Source organism: Streptomyces sp. NPDC043867 (genome assembly GCF_056435845.1).
Genome location: NZ_JBWKDS010000006.1, coordinates 254,084 through 268,862, shown reverse-complemented (window position 1 = coordinate 268,862; position 14,779 = coordinate 254,084). Strand labels below are relative to the sequence as shown.

Sequence of the window (14,779 nt, the reverse complement as noted above, 5' to 3'; positions counted from 1 at the left end):
CTTGGTGCGGGTGGTACGGAAATCCGTGGACGCAGGGCGTGGTGCGGGCCTCGGAGGGAACCGTCGCGTACGGTGTGCCGACGGCGCCGTCGCCGTACCGGGTGAGGGTGAGATCCTGGTCGACCTCGGGCGGCGCCGGGCGCAGCGGAGGCTCGGGCTGGGCCTGCGCGTTGCGGCGTACGGCGGCCAGGGCGCGTTCGTAGCGGGGAAGGACGCGACGGCTGACCGCGACGGCCGCACGGACCGGGTCATTGCCGACCTTGATGCCGTTGGGCTCGTCCACGCCGGCGAAGTGGTGGGGCTTGAAGCCCTCGCCTGGGGCGAGGGGGCCACGAGGAACTGGTCGCGATGAAGAGGGCGGTCGATGACGCACAGACGCTGACCGTCGGGTCCGGACAGCTGCGCGTCGTGACCGCGGACGAATTCGCTGAACGCCCAGCTGACGTGGCCGTTGTCCCAGACCTCGTCGTCGAGGGGGAACTGGTCACTGTACGCATCGTGCCGGCGGTACGTGCTGCGCCAGTCGCCTGGTAGGGGGGAGGCGAGGACGTCAGCGAAGGAGGCAAGGTCGGTGCGGGAGGCGGGCATGAGTTCCTGGGACGTGAGAGGCAGGGTCACCGCCGGAGCGGCGCGCGGCCGGGAGGGGCGCTGGGTGCGGTTGAGTGAATTGGGGCTTGCCCTGCGCGGTGCGCCGGTGCGGTGGTGTCATCGAGCGCCGTCACCTGCCGGTAGGCGTGGAGGACTTCCTTGAGACGCTCGACGGCATCGGCGCGGCGCGCGGCCAGGATGTCGATCTGCGTGGCGCTGTTCTGCAGGACGCCAAGGGAGTTGATCTGTGACTTTCCGATGGCGACGCGTGTCAGAGTGGAGGCCGCGCGCTGGGCGGCGTCGGTGAGCTGCTCGTGCACGCGGTCCAGATGACGGGCGGCCATGGCCACGAGCCAGGCGACGACGTCCTCGGTGGAGTCGGTCTTGTGGAGCCGAGCGAGGCGCTGCGGCGAGGTGCCGAGCGCCTCGATCACCATCTGGGAGCCGACAGCGGGAGGGCGAGCGGGGCTCTCGGCCTGTGCATCGGTGAGGCTGGGCTGTGAAGCGGTGGTCACGGGTTTCCGTTCGGCAGTTCGATGTGCTAATGCATACGGGCATCCGTATCGAATAGTGACAATTCGTATGGGTGGAGGAGGTGTTGGACGATGAAGGATCGTCCGGCGACCTTCCAGAGCCCTCTGCCGCGGTTGAGGTGGGCGATGGCGTCGCTCTCCACCGATGTCAGGCCCAACAGCGCTGCTGCGGCATGGAGTTGGTCGGTTTCCTGCCGGTAGATGATGCGCGTGGAGCAGTCGGCGAGCAGGCCCTCCGCGAGGGCGCGTCCGCGGGATCCGGCGTCGCCCGCTGTGAGCAGGTCGGACAGCCGGTGGATCACCATCAGGTTGGCGATGCCCAGGCCGCGGCTCAGCTTCCACTGGGACTGCATGCGCTGCAGCAGGCCGGGGTGGCGCATCAGGCGCCATGCCTCGTCGTAGACGATCCAGCGCCGTCCGCCGTTGGGGTCGGAGAGCGCGGACTCCATCCAGGCCGAGGCGCAGGTCATGGCGAGGACGAGGGCGGTGTCGTCGCCGGAGCCGCCCAGGCGGGACAGGTCGATGGTGAGCATCGGCGAGTCGGGGTCGAACGCGACGGTGCTGGGAGCGTCGAACATGCCGGCCAGGTCACCGTGTACCAGGCGGCGCATGGCGTGGGCCAGATCGCGGGAGGCGTCGCCGAGGCGTCCGGACATCAGGCCGCCGGCGGCGTCGAGGTCGTCCGGGCTGTTGAGCATGGCGGCGATGTCGCCGAGCAGCGGGGTGCGTCCGGTGGCGGCGGCGCGGGTGACCACGGCATCGAGGGCGACGTCGAGTCCGGTGTGCTCCATCGGCATCAGGTCCCGCCCGAGCACGGTGCGGGCCAGGGAGCCGAGCAGCAGGAGGCGCCGTTTGCGGATCTCACCCGCCCAGTCCGTCTCGGAGACCGACGGCGGTCGCGGGGCCGCGTCCAGGGGATTGAGTTTGCCCGGCAGACCGGGACCGAGCGCGATCGAGGTGCCGCCGAGTGCGGCAGCCACTGGTGTCCATTCCCCTTTGGGGTCACAGGGCACGTACACGCGGTATCCGAAGGCCACGGACCGCAGGGCGAAGGACTTCGCCAGGGCGCTCTTGCCCTGGCCGATCACCCCCGCGAGCAGCACGTTCGGGTTGGTGAAGCCTTCGACCTTGCCGTACAGGGCGAACGGGTCGAAGCAGAAGCTCGCTTCGGCGTGGACGTCGCGGCCAATGTAGATGCCCTCGGCGCCGAGCCCGCCTTCGGCGAGGAAGGGATAGGCGCCCGCGACGGTCGCGGTGGTCATGCGATGCGCGGGCAGCTTCAGCTTGCCACCGCGGGCGGAGGCGGGGCCGGGGCGGCCACCGGGCGGGAAGAGGGGGAGCGGCATCTCCTGCTCGGCCGGTTCGGTGTCGGCCAGGTGCAGGGCGGCTTCAGCGCGGGCCTTGGCGGCGGCCTCGGCGAGCTGGCGGCGCGCTGCCTTGCGGCTGGCGCGGTCGGTGCCGTGCGGGGTGAACAGAGGAGAGGCCGAGGCGCGGCGGGCGCGCCGGGCGGGCCGGTGGGTCATGGCGGAGCGGCTTTCAGGTGACGGCGGTCGGGGCGGCAGGCGATCACACGACCGGTGAGGCGGTGAACTGGTGGCGCCCGTATCCGTGGCCGTCGTTGTTCCAGTCCAGGTACAACTCGCCGTCGGTGAGCACGCGGGCCGGGCCGACCTTCGTCTTCATGACCGGCGTCGTGTAGTGGTTGTTGTAGTTGGCGTTGGAGTCGCTGTTCTCCAGCCGCGATTCGATGCCGTGGTAGTTGGCCGACTTCAGGACCGGGTCGGTGCCCGCGACGGACTTCTTGGCCTGCACCTTGAAGTACGCGCCGTCGAAGATCGTGGAGTCGTCGACCTGGGCGTATGCCGGACCGTCCCAGGAGAGGGAAGCGTAGCTGTAGAGGTAGTCGCCGGACTGCCGGGAGCACAGCTTGACGGTGAAGTCCCAGTTGTCGGCCCAGAAGCCGTCGTAGGCGGCGTCGTCGACGGACTTCGTGCTGGTCGTGCAGTGGTAACTGGCGGCGGAGGCCGGGGTGGCGGTGGCCAGCGCGGCAGTGCCGGCGAGCGCGGCGAGGATGGCGGCGGTGGAGGCGGAGCGCTTGAACTTGTGCATGCAGTGCCCTTTCGAGCGAGGGGAGTTACTGAACGCAGGCGGTGGTACGGCCGTGCAGGGGGCTGTTGAGGTCGGTGGGGGTAGTGGTGCGTCGGACGAGGTGGCCCGCGGTGAGGTGACGCTGGCAGATCGTCAGCACCGGAGGGCCTTCCGGAAGCCGCTCGGGATGGCACTCCTCCTCGTCCTCAGCGGCGGCGTGGACGGCGGGCAGGAGATGGAAGGCGTCGTGCACGGCGGCCGTGGCCTGCCACAGCCGGGTTCCAGCGGTGGCCAGATGGCGTCCTGCCGCCGGGTGCGGTGGCCGCGTGGCCGCCTGGAGCTGGTCGAGGAGACAGTGCAGGGCGACTAGGTGCGCGTGCAGCACGTCCAGGTGCGTGCGGTCCGCGGGCGCTGGATCGGTGGCCGCTTCGGTGACGAGGGCGCGGGTGTGATGGCGTACTCCAGCGCTGGCGGCCCGGAGGTAGGGGTGCGCGTCGCCGACGGGGGTGGATGAGGTCAAAAGGGGAAGTCCTTCCTGCCGGTGCGGCAGGGCGCGGGCCCCAGCCGGAGCCGGGGCGGGCTACAGGGCGGTGCGGGCCAGGGGCAGCGCGCCGAGAGTGAAGGCGTCGGGCTGCTGGTAGAAGAGGCGGCGCAAGTCGACCTGGGCGGTGACGGCTGCGGTCTCGATCTGGGCGCACGCCGCATCGAGGAGGGCGTCTGTCTCGGCGGAGACGGTGAGCAGGCCGGTCAGGGCGACGTCGGCGTGGCCGGCGATCAGCTGGCGCTCGCGGGTCTTGACGTCGGCGTACTCGACGCTGTCGGCCTCGGAGTCGACCTGGCCGCGGCGGGATCGCTCGGCGGCATCGGAGATGATCGCGGCCTTCTTGCGCTGGACATCGCGCATCGCAGACTCGAGCTTCTGGGGCACATAGATAAGGGACAGGCTGCGCCGCACCCCGGCGGTGAACATCAGCCCGTGGAGGAATCCGGCGCCGGTCTCCGTACGCGGCCAGTCCTCGACCCAGTACGTGGTGTGCCGGGCGGAGTCGGTGGCCACCCGGTCGTGCTCCTCGACCTGGACGACAGGACCGGCGGCGGCCGGGTCGGCCTCGGCGCGCCCGCTGTCGGACCATTGCTGCAGGCCGGAGAGCGCCTTGGGGTCGTACGCGGTGCGGATGACGGCGGCGATCTCGCGGGCGGTCAGCCAGCCGGTCACCATCAGCCCTGCGCTGCGCGCGGCCTGTGCGATGGCGGAGGTGGTCTGTTCCATCACCGTGAACGCTCCGGGGAAGCCGCCGCCGGCCTGGGAGATGAGGCGCTTGGCGGCCTTGAGGTCCAGGGAGATGGCCAGGTACGCCTCGTGCGGGGCGGCGGCCGGGCCTGCGGAGGCGACCAGCTCCGAGTACACCTGCCCGGCGACCGGGGTCTCGGGGCGCCCTTGCTGGGCCCAGTGGCGGGCGAGCGTGTCGCCGCTGTCGGGCACGGTGCGCTCCAGGACCTGTACGGAGGCGACGTGCCCGGTCCGCGCGATGCCCGCCAGCGCGCGTCCCCAGCCGGACACGTTGTGGTTCTGGGTGGCGGGGTCGAGCAGGGCGAAGGCGCGGGAGGAGACGCGGGCGACGGCGGTCAGGGTCTGGTTGTGCGGGTCGTGGACCGCGGCGGCGCCGTTGGCCGAGTCCGAGGGCGTGACGACGCGCAGGGAGGCCGCGGTGCCGGGCAGGTGCAGGGTGCCGTCGTGGCGGGGCCGGGTGACTGGGCGGGCCAGCCACAGGGTCTGCCCGCTGCGTCGGCGCCTCGCGAATCGGAGGACGATCGGAGCCCAGTCGATCAGGGACTTGCCGTGGCGGCGGATGACGACCAGGGCAGCGACAGCGGCCCACAGCGGGGCGAGCACGATCGCGCCGAGCAGCCCGGTGCTGACGACCGTGATCAGCAGCAACGCCAGCGCGCCGGAGACCAGGAGGAGTTGGGGAAGGGTGAGGCCGAGCAGGATGCCGCGCTTCGACCTGTGGGGGAATTTGACCGTGAGCGGAGTGATGGACAGTTCAGACAAGGGCCGTTCCGGTGGTGCTCGGGCGGGGCCGGAGCGGCACGGACAGGGGTGTACGTGTGCCGCTCCGGCGGGAGAAGACGGGGTCAGAGGCCGGTGGGCGGAGGCGGTGCTCCGGCGCGGCCGGCACTGCCCGAAGCAGCGGAGTTCGGGGCCGGAGGCGCACCCTGCGGCGGAGGCATGGCGGAGCCTGCCGGGTTGGACATGAACCCGCCGCCTGACGGGGATCCCGAGCCTGAGCCGGGTCCGCCCTGGCCGGGCCCGCCGCCGAACTGGCCGCTGGTGTCGTCGGTGGCGCTGGTGGGCGGAGGCTGGACGGCCTTCTCCAGTCCGTCCTTCATGCCCTGGCCGCCGGAAGAAGCACCGGAACCGCTCGTGCTTCCGGACTCCTGTCCATTGCCGCCGGTGTCACCGGGGAAGCCGCCGGGCACCGAGTCGGGCCCCTGCGGGGCGGCGCCCGCTCCGGCTGCTGCGCCGCCGGTTCCGGCGGTGGCCGCCATCGCGGCGGCCTTGCGGCCTGCGCGCTCGGCGTGCTGCTTGGCGAGCTGGGCTCCGGCACCACCGGCGCGATGGATGTCCTCGCCGGACGTGCCCTCCGCGGCCCAGTGCACGAACTTGAACGTCGCGTACGGACACAGCAAGACCAAAACCATGATCACGATGCCCGACATGACGTCGGCGAGCGCGCCCAGCCCGTCCTTGGCCTCGGTCTTGCCCATCGCGGCGATACCGAGCACGAAGATCACGGTCATCAGGAGCTTGGAGACCACGAGGGTGGCGGTGGCTTCGATCCAGCCGCGACGCCAGCGGCGGGCGACTTCCCAGCCGCCGCCGGCTCCGGCGAACACGGCCAAGGTGACCATCACGAGGATGCCGACCTTGCGGACCATCATCACGCACCAGTAAAGGAACGCTCCGATCGCGGCGCCGATCGCGGCGAAGACCGCGACCAGCCAGCCCAGCCCTGCCAGAGCCGGGATCTGGCTCACCTTGACGATGCGCCGCACGGCCGATTCGATCGACAGGTGCGACGCCTTGAACAACCCGTCGGACAGCGCGTCGACGACTTCGATCGCGACGGTGGTCAGGGCGATGGCACTGAAGGCGAAGATCACACCGCTGGCCGTGCCGGTGAACGCCTGGGTGAGGGCCTGGCCATCGCGTTTCATCGCCGCCCGCACCAGCTGGGCGCAGAAGGTGGCGACGAGGATGACCAGACCGATCGGCAGCAGCATCTCGTAGTTGTCGCGGAACCAGCCGGCGTTCAAGTCGACCTTGGTCGTCGCGTTGACGGCCTTGGCGGCCAGGTCGGCTGCCGCGGCGGCGAGTTCACCGGCGGACTTGGCCATCCAGTCGCCGATGACCTTGCCCGGATCGCTGGCGAAATCGACCGCGCCCTTGGCGGCGCCACCGATGGCGCACATCTTGTCGGCGAGCGGAAGATCACAGAAACCCACGGGAAGCTGGCCTCCTTTCTTGTGTCAGGCGCGGGTCACTGCGTGACGCTCGGGGCGATGGCGGCCAGCGAGCAGTCGTGGCCGGGGCGGCACTGGACGGCCAGGGTCACGGCGCGCTCCTCGGCTCCGCCGCCGCCCTTCTTCCAGGCGATCTCCTGCTTGCCGTTGACGGTGACGACGTAGATGTACGCCTTGGTGATCGCGGACGGGTCCTCGGCCAGGGCCGCCTTGAACGCGGAGGGGAAGTGGCCCTCGGTGACCTTCGCGGTGGCGTGCTGGTCGTTGTCGGCCATGCGCGACCACAGGGTCGGATCCGGCACCTGGGCGGACACCGAGGTCCAGTCGGCGTACTTGGTCTCCTTCGACATCCACGCGCGCATGCCGGCCAGCTGCTGGTCACGGCTGGTGTCACGGGTGTCGTAGGACCAGAGCATCGCCGCCGCGGCCTTGGCGAAGGCGACCGGTTCGGCGATCTGGGGCGGCTTTGGTACGGACCCGGATCCCGTGCCCGGCTTCGGCGCCTCCTGGGAGGGTGAGGCGGTGCCGGTGGCGGACGGTGAACCCGGCCCGGTGGGGGCGCCGTTGTTGCGTCCGGTGAAGAACGCGACTGCGGCGGCCAGTGCCAGCAGGACGGTGAGGGTGATCACGGCGATGGCGATGCGGCGGTTGACCGACCAGCCGACGCCGTAGGAGGAAAGGGAGAACGAGGGGGAACGTTTCATCAGTGGACCTGCGACCCCAGCGCGCTGAAGAACGCGACGATGCCGTTGGCGGCGCCGAGGCCGAGCGCGGCGCCCGCGGACACGAGCGCGCCCTTCTTGCCGTTGGCCTCGGCCTGGTGGCCGCCGGTGTGGTGGCCCCAGGCCCACACGCCGAGCGAGACGGCCAAGGCCCCGACGACGGCGACGATGCCGAAGAGGTTGATGCTGTTGACGACGTTCTTCAGGACGGACAGGCCGGGAAGGCCGCCGCCCTGCGGGGAGATGCCCGGGTCGTAGGCGAGCTGGATGACGCGGTCCGCGAGAGGTATGGGCATGGGTGTGGCGGGGCTCCTTGCATGCGCAGGCCGGACACGGCCCGGCGAAAGGGGGAAGAAAGAAGGGGGAGTGGCGCGAGCGGCGCCGAGAGAGGCCGGCCCGGCCCGCGTAGCGCGGGCAATCGGGCGGAGAGCGGCGTCAGATGACGCGGCGGACGGCGAGAATGGCCCAGTCCTTCAGCGGCGTGATCCGTACCGGTTTGCCCGTTTTTGGGGCCTCGATCACGAGACCCGCACCCATGAACATGCCAACGTGCTCCGGGCGTTGCGCGGTGCCGCGGCTGAAGATCAGGTCACCGGGCTGCAGCTTGCTGGGCGAGACGGCCTTGCCCTCGTTGACCTGGGTGTATGTGGTGCGGGTGAGCTGGACGCCGGCCTTGGCGTACGCCTGCTGCATCAGGCTGCTGCAGTCGCAGCGGCCCATCGGGTCAGGGCCGTGCGCGGCAGTGCAGGATCCGCCCCACTGGTACATCGTGCCGAGCTGGTGCATCGCCCAGTCGATGGCCTTCCGCGCCTTAGGGTCGGCGTCCTTCGGGATGGCGTAGCCCTTGGGCACGCTGCCCTCGGGGATGCGCCCGTAGGAGGAGCCGTCCTTGGCCGGACCGCAGCCGGAGGCCGGGGCCTTGGTGTCCTTAGACGTGTCGCTGTCCTTGGCGGGCTTGTCCTTGCCGCCGCCGGGGAACGTGGCGGCGATGGCCTTCTGCAGGGCGGTGGCCAGCGGCTCCCACTGCGCGTACGCGTCCGGGAAGCCCGACTTCTGCACGGCCTGGGCGGCCTGGGTGACGGTCATCTGCTCCCAGCCCTTGACCTGCAGCAGTGCCTTGTAGAACCGCTCCGAGGCGTAGACCGGGTCGCGGATCTGCTCGGCAGTGCCCCACCCCATGCTGGGCCGCTGCTGGAACAGCCCGAGGCTGTCGCGGTCGCCGGAGCCGAGGTTGCGCAGCCGTGACTCCTGCATCGCGGTGGCGAGCGCGACGATCTGGCCGCGTTTGGGCACGTCGAGCGAGAGGCCGGTGGCCACAATGGTCTGGGCGTTGGGGACCTGCTCGGCGGGCAGGGACAGGCCCTCGACCTTCACGTCCTTGCCGGACGCTCCGTCGAGAATCTTCGTCACCTGCTTGGTGACGGCGTCCGTGTCGACGTCATGCAGGCATCCGCTGAACCCGCTGGTGGTTTCGGCGGCTTCGCTGGAGGCGGCGGCCAGCATCATGGCCGTGCCCGCGAGCAGCAGGGGGGAGAGGAAGACGACGCCGATGCCGGCGGCTATCGCCTTCAATCCGGCACGCCTCCCGGCGGCGGGGTTTCAGGCAGGGGTGGGTAGGGAGTTGTCACGAGGGTGTCCTTGAAAGTGAAGTCCCGGCCGCGCGGGCGTGTGGGTGGGAGGCCGCGGCAGCCGGTGGTGGGTAAATCGGGCTCCGACGCACGCGGCGAGCACCTCGTTGTGCGTGCGTCGGTCGGGTTCAGGCGGGTTCGGGCAAGGGAGTACCTCGGTCAGGGCAGGGGAGGGGTTGGCCAACGGCGGTGTCCGCCGGGCAGCTCCAAAACAGTAAGCCCAGATCCCCGGTCCCCGAAATCACATGTGATCAAGGCTTGATTTCGGGGAATTTTGGCGGCGACACCGCTCCACCGGGGATCGTGCCCTACAGTTTTGGCTCCTCCCCCTCGCATCCCGCATTGCGAGCCGTGGGCATCGTCATGTCCGCGACTGTTCCGCCGGGTTCTGTGCGCGAGCCGGAGTGAATCAACCCACCCTCACCCGAACCGAATTTGGGGCACCCCTTTGCCTTTTTCCCTGCATCAGGGCGACGCGCTGAGCGTGCTTGCGACGCTGCCGGACGGATGTGTCGACTCCGTCATCACTGACCCGCCGTACAACTCCGGTGGGCGGACGGCCAAGGAGCGCACCAGCCGCAGCGCGCGGCAGAAGTACACCTCCGCCGACGCCAAGCACGTCCTGCCCGACTTCACCGGCGAGAACATGGATCAGCGCTCCTACGGCTTCTGGCTCACGCAGATCATGACCGAGGCGCACCGGCTGACCAAGACCGGAGGCACCGCGCTGCTGTTCACCGACTGGCGGCAGATGCCGACCACGACGGACGCGCTGCAGGCGGCCGGCTGGCTGTGGCGCGGCGTGCTGGCCTGGCACAAGCCCCAGGCCAGGCCCCAGAAGGGCCGCTTCACGCAGAACTGCGAGTTCATCATCTGGGGCTCGAAGGGCGCCATCGACGGCTCCCGGAACCCGGTCTACCTGCCCGGCCTCTACTCGGCCTCGCAGCCCTCGGGCAAGAACCGCCACCACATCACGCAGAAGCCGGTGGAGGTGATGCGGGAGCTGGTGAAGATCTGCCCCGAGCAGGGCACCGTTCTGGACTTCACCGCCGGATCCGGGTCCACCGGCGTCGCCGCCCTGCTGGAGGGACGCTCGTTCATCGGCGTGGAGAAGACCCGCGAGTACGCCGAGGTGGCTGCTGACCGGCTCACCGAGACGGTGCAACAGACCCTGTCCCAGGACGACTTCGTCCTATCCGCCTAGGCGCAATCCGCCGCCCGGCACCGGGGCGATGCAGCATTCTCCCTGTCTCTCCCTCGTGCCGGGCGATGCGTTGTACCACCGGATCCCCGGTTAGCGAAACCGGGGATTCTCTGGATCGTGGAGCCGCAATACACGCCTACTGGCTGCGGCTTCAAGGAGACCCTTTTCGTGCCTGAATCCATAGACCTCCCCGACGACGGGGAAATGGAACCTGTCCGGCTGCCGGACTCGAATCTGGAGATTATCGAGGCCAGCGTCCGCAAGCTTATGGAGCAGACCGCCGAACAGGCCCGGCAGCTCGACAGTCTCTCCGCGCTCCCGGACCCCTCGCCCTACGCGCCGTTCGGCATGCCCAACCTTCCGGGCATGCCCGAAGCACCGGCCCAGGCCCCGCCGGAGCCGCGGCCGATCCTGGAGCTGGAGGGCGACGAGTACGAAGACGAGATCGACGCGCTGACGGACTGGGTCGACGGCTTCCTCATGGACACCTACGGCGCCGAGGTCACCACCGCGGCCCCCTGGTGCAAGCAGTGGCAGGAGCACGACGACGTCGTCGCCTGGCTCCACGCTCTGTGGATGGCCTACCAGCAGCACAAAGACCCTGAGTCCGGGCCGTCCGGCATGTTCGTGTGGCACCGCGACTTCCTCACCCACTGCATGGCCCACGTGCGCGGCGCCGGCGGACCGCTCTCGGCCTGCATGACCGACCCCGATCGGCCGGCGCACCGCCTGCTGCCCGGCCCCACCCCCTCCACCCGCTCCTCACGCTCCGCTGCCGAAGACAAGCCGGAGCCGGGCGAGCCGGACCAGGCCGCATGAGTGGACCCGAGCACCGGCCCGCCTTCGGCCTCTCCTTCGACCCCCGCGCCCTCACCGACCTCCTCCAAGCCCCCAGCGACATCCGCGACCTGGCCCTCGCCCAGCTCCAGGACGTCGTCAACGCCAAGCTGTTCGGCCCCAAACTGCTCGGTGAACTCGCCGACTACCGCAAGCTGTACGTCGATCACCGCAAAGCCTGGCGCATCGTCTACGGCCAGCGGCCGGCACCGCCGGGATCGGCGCACCGCGCCGAGATCCACGTCGTGGCCGTACGCCCACGCGACCGGCACGAGGTCTACAGCGTCGCCCGCAAACGTCTGGGCATCTCCCCCCGACCCACCAGTGCGCTCGCCCATGCCGCCCGCTCCAGCTCCCCGCAGCTGGAGACGCGCCGCGAAGTCCCCAAGCCGGGCCGGCCGCCGTACGCGGTGCCTGGTCTTCCCCGCCCCGCTCTGCCCCTGACCCCGAAGGACCGCACTCTTTGACGACCCACTTCCCCTCCGGCCTCGACGATCTCACGGCCGTCCTCGCCGGCCTCGACACCGCGCGGGAGAACCCGCACCACCGGGCGATCCTGGACGCCTACCGGCGAGTTCAGCAGCTGGACGCGCAGCTCCTCGCCGTGGCCGGCGGCGGGTCGACCGGCTGTTTCGCCGACGCCCACGAGCAGCTGGAGCAGATCACCGACGTCCTCATCCTGCGCGTGCTGGCCGGCGCCGGGCTGATCCGCCTGCTGAGCGTCCCGTGCTGCTGCTCCCACGCCGGCGGCGACAGCGACGAGGACACCGTCGAGGACGCGGTGGACTGTCGCTCCTGCCCGGCCGCCGAGCACACGATCGTCCACGCGTGCCTCGACGTGTTCGCCGCAGAGGGTGATCCGGCCGCCATGTCCTCGGCCGATCTCACCGAGCGCCTGCGCCAGCTGCCGGGCATGGCGGAAGGCCGCTGGCCGTACGCCGAACTCACCCCGCTGCGTCTGAGCCGACTTCTGGCACCGTACGGTGCGCGGCCCCGCAACGTCCGCTTCGGCACCCACCAGCTCAAGGGATACCGGCGCAGCTCCCTTGAGGCCGCGCTGCCCGACTGCTCTTGCTGAGGCACCCCGCCCTCACGGCGCTACGCCCCGTGAAGGCCGAGGACTTCCCGCTCGTCGACGCCCTCCACCGGCGCTGTTCTCCCGCGCACTTGCTACGCCGCTGGGGCCGTACGCACCCGTCGCGCCGCACCTTTGGCCAGCTGCTCACACATGCCGATTGCTGGCTGGCGCTCGGCGCCGGCGACGAGCTGCTCGCGCTGGTCTGCGCCGGCCCTGTCAGCCGGGAAGCGGGCGTCTTCGACCTCGGGCTCCAGGTGGCCGATGCCCACCAGCGCCGCGGCCTCGGCACCGCGCTGGCCCGGCACGCAGCCCAGTATGCCCGGGACCGGGGCGCCCACACCCTGAGCACCTACACCGAGGCGTCGAACCAGCCGATGCTCCGTCTCCTTCGCTGCCTCGGCCCCGTCCGCGAGACGCGGCACGGAGCGCACCTCGACGTGCGCCTGCCCCTCGGCATGGGCGGCCTCGCGCTCCAGCCCTCGTGACACTCCAAGGAATCCCCCTATGCCCCGCGAAACTCCGGTCAGGAAGGCTCTGACCCGCCTTGACCACCGCATCGAGGCGGCCGTGGGCCACAGCATCGACCGGCTGTGGCAGCACCGCGACAGCGACCTGCTCGACGAACAGCACGTGCACTTGGTCGACGCTCATCGAGCCCTCGTCCAGGCCGAGAGCAACGTCACCTTCTACCGGTCCCAGCTCAACAGCCTGTCCTCCGGCGACTACCCGGTCGACAACGCCCTGCTCGACCGCATCGACCGGACCGTCACCCTGCTGGAGGACGCGGCTCGTACCCGTGACCAGCGGCTGGCCCAGGCCGTTGCCGCGCTCGAGCCTGTCGAAGCCGCCGCCCGGGCCAGCGCTCCCCATGACGTGCCGAACCTGTCCGCGCCCGACATCGCTGCGCTGCTCGCCATCACCCAGGGCGCCAAGCTTCACCAGAACCTGCTGACGCAGCGCCTGTACGTCGTCACCGCCGCCGGCACCCGCATCCCCTTCAGCCAGCTGCAACGCCTCGAAGAGGACCGCCTGGTGGTACGCGACACCTCCCACCCGGTCACGGCAGGTCAGCCCGTCACGCTGACCGACACCGGCCGTGCGGCGGTGACCGGCCCGCGCTCGCCCAAGGTGCCCGGCGTCGCTCCCGTGCCCCGGCCCGGCACCTGGCCCGTGGCTACCCCCGCCCGCCGTTGAACCCGCATCCCGTCGCGTGCCCCGCCTCGAAAGCCCTTATGTCCTCATCCCCGGACTTCCGCCTCGACGGCTACGACGCCGTCAACGACCGTGTTGCCGAGCAGTTCTGGCAGCACATCGATATCGAGTCATCTGAACTCACCGTGCTCGCCGAGCACCACACCGACGACCAGCGGCACAGCTACTACGTCCTGCACAACGGCGCGGTGACCTGGGGTGTCCCCGGAGAGCCGCAGCTGGTGGCTCTCCACCTGCAGCGTGACGTGGAAGCCCGTACCTTCCGCTTCCAGCACGAGCGACTGCCTCTGCCGGCCATGGCGCAGAGCTGGCTGATTACCCGCGGCTGCCCGAAGGGGGCCATCGGCCTGCGCCCGGACATGAGAACCGACGCGGCCGACGAGGCCACCAAGGTGCTGGAGGATCGCCTCACCTCCGACGGCGACCACTTCGCCCTCGTCACCAGTTACACCTCGGACGACCCGGATCGCCTGCAGATCACGGTGCTCCTGGCCGCCATCAATGAGAAGGCGCCGCTGCGCTTCCGAGTGCTGCTGGAGGAGGTCGACACCGAGCACTGGACGCACACCCTGCGCGAAGGCGGCTTTCAGACCTACGAGCAGGCCACCGCCTGGTGGCACGCCCACTGGTCCGGCGAGGACGTTCCCCTTCCCACCGCCCCGCTGGCGACCCGGCACCGCGCCACCTCCGCGATGCCCGGCATTCCCGCCGCCCCCGCGCCCCGCACCGGCCCAACTCGTTGATTAGGGGCTCCAACTCGTACCCCTGCCGGATCTTCTCCGGGATGAACCCGTGCGGCATCGGTATCCCGCGGAGCGCGAAACATAGCAGCCAATCCCCGGTTAGCGAAACCGGGGATTCTCCGGACTCTTGAACACGACCCGCCCGGCGTCAGCCCGGGGGCGCTTTGTGTTCCCTTCCTTCTCCTCTGGAGGTCAATTCCTCATGCGCTCACCCCGCATAGCCGTCTCTGCCGCCGTTGTCGGCGCGCTCGCCCTGCCGCTCCTTGGCGCCACGTCCGCGAGCGCGGCACCCGCCCAGGCGCCGGCCTCCGCGCCGACCAGCCGCCCGTGTGACCGGCCCGGACCGTGGGCCGTACACACGAACGCGGTCACGATCCGTTCCAGGGCGAGCACGAAGTCCACCGCCGTCGGTGTGCTCTACCGAAGCCACCGCTTCACGGTCCACAAGACCAGCGGGAATTGGCACTACATCACCGACAAGAGCACGGGCGTGAAGGGCTGGGTCTCCGGCTCGTACGTCTACCGCGACGTCTACATGTGCCTCGACTAGCCGCCTGGCTACGCGAATTTCCCAGACCGGCGCCGCCCTTCGCTGCTGAACAGAGAAGCGCGCCCCCTTGC

17 protein-coding genes and 1 pseudogene are annotated in these 14,779 nt (G+C 70.4%); 8 read left to right on the top strand and 10 right to left on the bottom strand.

The features are described 5' to 3' along the window. The 10 genes and pseudogenes from AC069T_RS08960 to AC069T_RS08915 form a co-directional block, all read right to left on the bottom strand. A pseudogene (locus AC069T_RS08960) lies at positions 1 to 283 on the bottom strand (hypothetical protein); the annotation flags it as partial. 331 nt (positions 284 to 614) lie between these two features. Beyond that, positions 615 to 1,103, bottom strand: a complete 489-nt coding sequence (locus tag AC069T_RS08955) for a hypothetical protein (RefSeq protein ID WP_478782079.1) — start codon at positions 1,101 to 1,103, stop codon at positions 615 to 617. Positions 1,104 to 1,129: 26 nt separating this feature from the next. Further along, complete coding sequence (locus AC069T_RS08950; protein WP_478782078.1) at positions 1,130 to 2,644, bottom strand: ATP-binding protein; 1,515 nt, start codon at positions 2,642 to 2,644, stop codon at positions 1,130 to 1,132. A gap of 43 nt (positions 2,645 to 2,687) precedes the next feature. Next, positions 2,688 to 3,230 carry a hypothetical protein gene (locus AC069T_RS08945; protein WP_478782077.1) on the bottom strand — a complete coding sequence of 181 codons (543 nt, stop codon included), beginning with the start codon at positions 3,228 to 3,230 and terminating at the stop codon, positions 2,688 to 2,690. 25 nt (positions 3,231 to 3,255) lie between these two features. Next, a complete protein-coding gene (locus AC069T_RS08940; protein WP_478782076.1) occupies positions 3,256 to 3,729 on the bottom strand; it encodes a DUF6238 family protein in 474 nt (157 codons plus the stop codon). Positions 3,730 to 3,789: 60 nt separating this feature from the next. Further along, positions 3,790 to 5,262, bottom strand: a complete 1,473-nt coding sequence (locus tag AC069T_RS08935) for an SCO6880 family protein (RefSeq protein ID WP_478782075.1) — start codon at positions 5,260 to 5,262, stop codon at positions 3,790 to 3,792. Between the two features lie 83 nt (positions 5,263 to 5,345). Further along, positions 5,346 to 6,716: an SCO6881 family protein gene (locus AC069T_RS08930; RefSeq protein WP_478782074.1), complete on the bottom strand. Its 1,371-nt coding sequence runs from the start codon at positions 6,714 to 6,716 to the stop codon at positions 5,346 to 5,348. 35 nt (positions 6,717 to 6,751) lie between these two features. After that, positions 6,752 to 7,438 carry a hypothetical protein gene (locus tag AC069T_RS08925; RefSeq protein WP_478782073.1) on the bottom strand — a complete coding sequence of 229 codons (687 nt, stop codon included), beginning with the start codon at positions 7,436 to 7,438 and terminating at the stop codon, positions 6,752 to 6,754. After that, positions 7,438 to 7,752, bottom strand: a complete 315-nt coding sequence (locus tag AC069T_RS08920; RefSeq protein WP_031045928.1) for a DUF6112 family protein — start codon at positions 7,750 to 7,752, stop codon at positions 7,438 to 7,440. The genes AC069T_RS08925 and AC069T_RS08920 overlap by 1 nt, the downstream gene beginning before the upstream one ends. Positions 7,753 to 7,891: 139 nt before the next feature. Beyond that, positions 7,892 to 9,028 (bottom strand): C40 family peptidase, encoded by a 1,137-nt coding sequence (locus AC069T_RS08915; protein ID WP_478782072.1) that lies wholly within the window; start codon positions 9,026 to 9,028, stop codon positions 7,892 to 7,894. A 504-nt stretch (positions 9,029 to 9,532) separates the two neighbouring features. Here AC069T_RS08915 and AC069T_RS08910 point away from each other — a divergent pair. The 8 genes from AC069T_RS08910 (at position 9,533) to AC069T_RS08875 (ending at position 14,708) form a co-directional block, all read left to right on the top strand. Beyond that, positions 9,533 to 10,288, top strand: coding sequence for a DNA-methyltransferase (locus AC069T_RS08910; protein ID WP_478782071.1), 756 nt, complete (start codon positions 9,533 to 9,535; stop codon positions 10,286 to 10,288). Positions 10,289 to 10,492: 204 nt separating this feature from the next. Next, on the top strand, positions 10,493 to 11,107 hold the full coding sequence (locus AC069T_RS08905; protein WP_478782096.1) for a DUF4913 domain-containing protein: 615 nt from the start codon (positions 10,493 to 10,495) through the stop codon (positions 11,105 to 11,107). Continuing rightward, the gene (locus AC069T_RS08900) at positions 11,104 to 11,592 is read left to right on the top strand and encodes a hypothetical protein (RefSeq protein ID WP_478782070.1); all 489 of its coding nucleotides are present in this window, start codon (positions 11,104 to 11,106) and stop codon (positions 11,590 to 11,592) included. The genes AC069T_RS08905 and AC069T_RS08900 overlap by 4 nt, the downstream gene beginning before the upstream one ends. Beyond that, entirely contained in the window at positions 11,589 to 12,203 is a 615-nt protein-coding gene (locus AC069T_RS08895; protein ID WP_478782069.1) for a DUF3631 domain-containing protein, read from the top strand. Before AC069T_RS08900 ends, AC069T_RS08895 begins: the two co-directional genes overlap by 4 nt. A gap of 29 nt (positions 12,204 to 12,232) precedes the next feature. Then, positions 12,233 to 12,688, top strand: coding sequence for an N-acetyltransferase family protein (locus AC069T_RS08890; RefSeq protein ID WP_478782068.1), 456 nt, complete (start codon positions 12,233 to 12,235; stop codon positions 12,686 to 12,688). Positions 12,689 to 12,707: 19 nt separating this feature from the next. After that, complete coding sequence (locus tag AC069T_RS08885; protein ID WP_478782067.1) at positions 12,708 to 13,397, top strand: hypothetical protein; 690 nt, start codon at positions 12,708 to 12,710, stop codon at positions 13,395 to 13,397. Between the two features lie 38 nt (positions 13,398 to 13,435). After that, complete coding sequence (locus AC069T_RS08880) at positions 13,436 to 14,158, top strand: hypothetical protein (protein ID WP_478782066.1); 723 nt, start codon at positions 13,436 to 13,438, stop codon at positions 14,156 to 14,158. Between the two features lie 202 nt (positions 14,159 to 14,360). Next, complete coding sequence (locus AC069T_RS08875; protein ID WP_478782065.1) at positions 14,361 to 14,708, top strand: SH3 domain-containing protein; 348 nt, start codon at positions 14,361 to 14,363, stop codon at positions 14,706 to 14,708. Positions 14,709 to 14,779 lie beyond the last annotated feature (71 nt).

Excerpts from the sequence above, each read along its gene's own strand:
- AC069T_RS08900 (WP_478782070.1), top strand. The coding sequence starts at position 11,104 with ATGAGTGGACCCGAGCACCGGCCCGCCTTCGGCCTCTCCTTCGACCCC.
- AC069T_RS08905 (WP_478782096.1), top strand. The coding sequence starts at position 10,493 with ATGGAACCTGTCCGGCTGCCGGACTCGAATCTGGAGATTATCGAGGCC.
- AC069T_RS08920 (WP_031045928.1), bottom strand. The coding sequence starts at position 7,752 with ATGCCCATACCTCTCGCGGACCGCGTCATCCAGCTCGCCTACGACCCG.
- AC069T_RS08925 (WP_478782073.1), bottom strand. The coding sequence starts at position 7,438 with ATGAAACGTTCCCCCTCGTTCTCCCTTTCCTCCTACGGCGTCGGCTGG.
- AC069T_RS08945 (WP_478782077.1), bottom strand. The coding sequence starts at position 3,230 with ATGCACAAGTTCAAGCGCTCCGCCTCCACCGCCGCCATCCTCGCCGCG.
- AC069T_RS08880 (WP_478782066.1), top strand. The coding sequence starts at position 13,436 with ATGTCCTCATCCCCGGACTTCCGCCTCGACGGCTACGACGCCGTCAAC.
- AC069T_RS08950 (WP_478782078.1), bottom strand. The coding sequence starts at position 2,644 with ATGACCCACCGGCCCGCCCGGCGCGCCCGCCGCGCCTCGGCCTCTCCT.
- AC069T_RS08885 (WP_478782067.1), top strand. The coding sequence starts at position 12,708 with ATGCCCCGCGAAACTCCGGTCAGGAAGGCTCTGACCCGCCTTGACCAC.
- AC069T_RS08875 (WP_478782065.1), top strand. The coding sequence starts at position 14,361 with ATGCGCTCACCCCGCATAGCCGTCTCTGCCGCCGTTGTCGGCGCGCTC.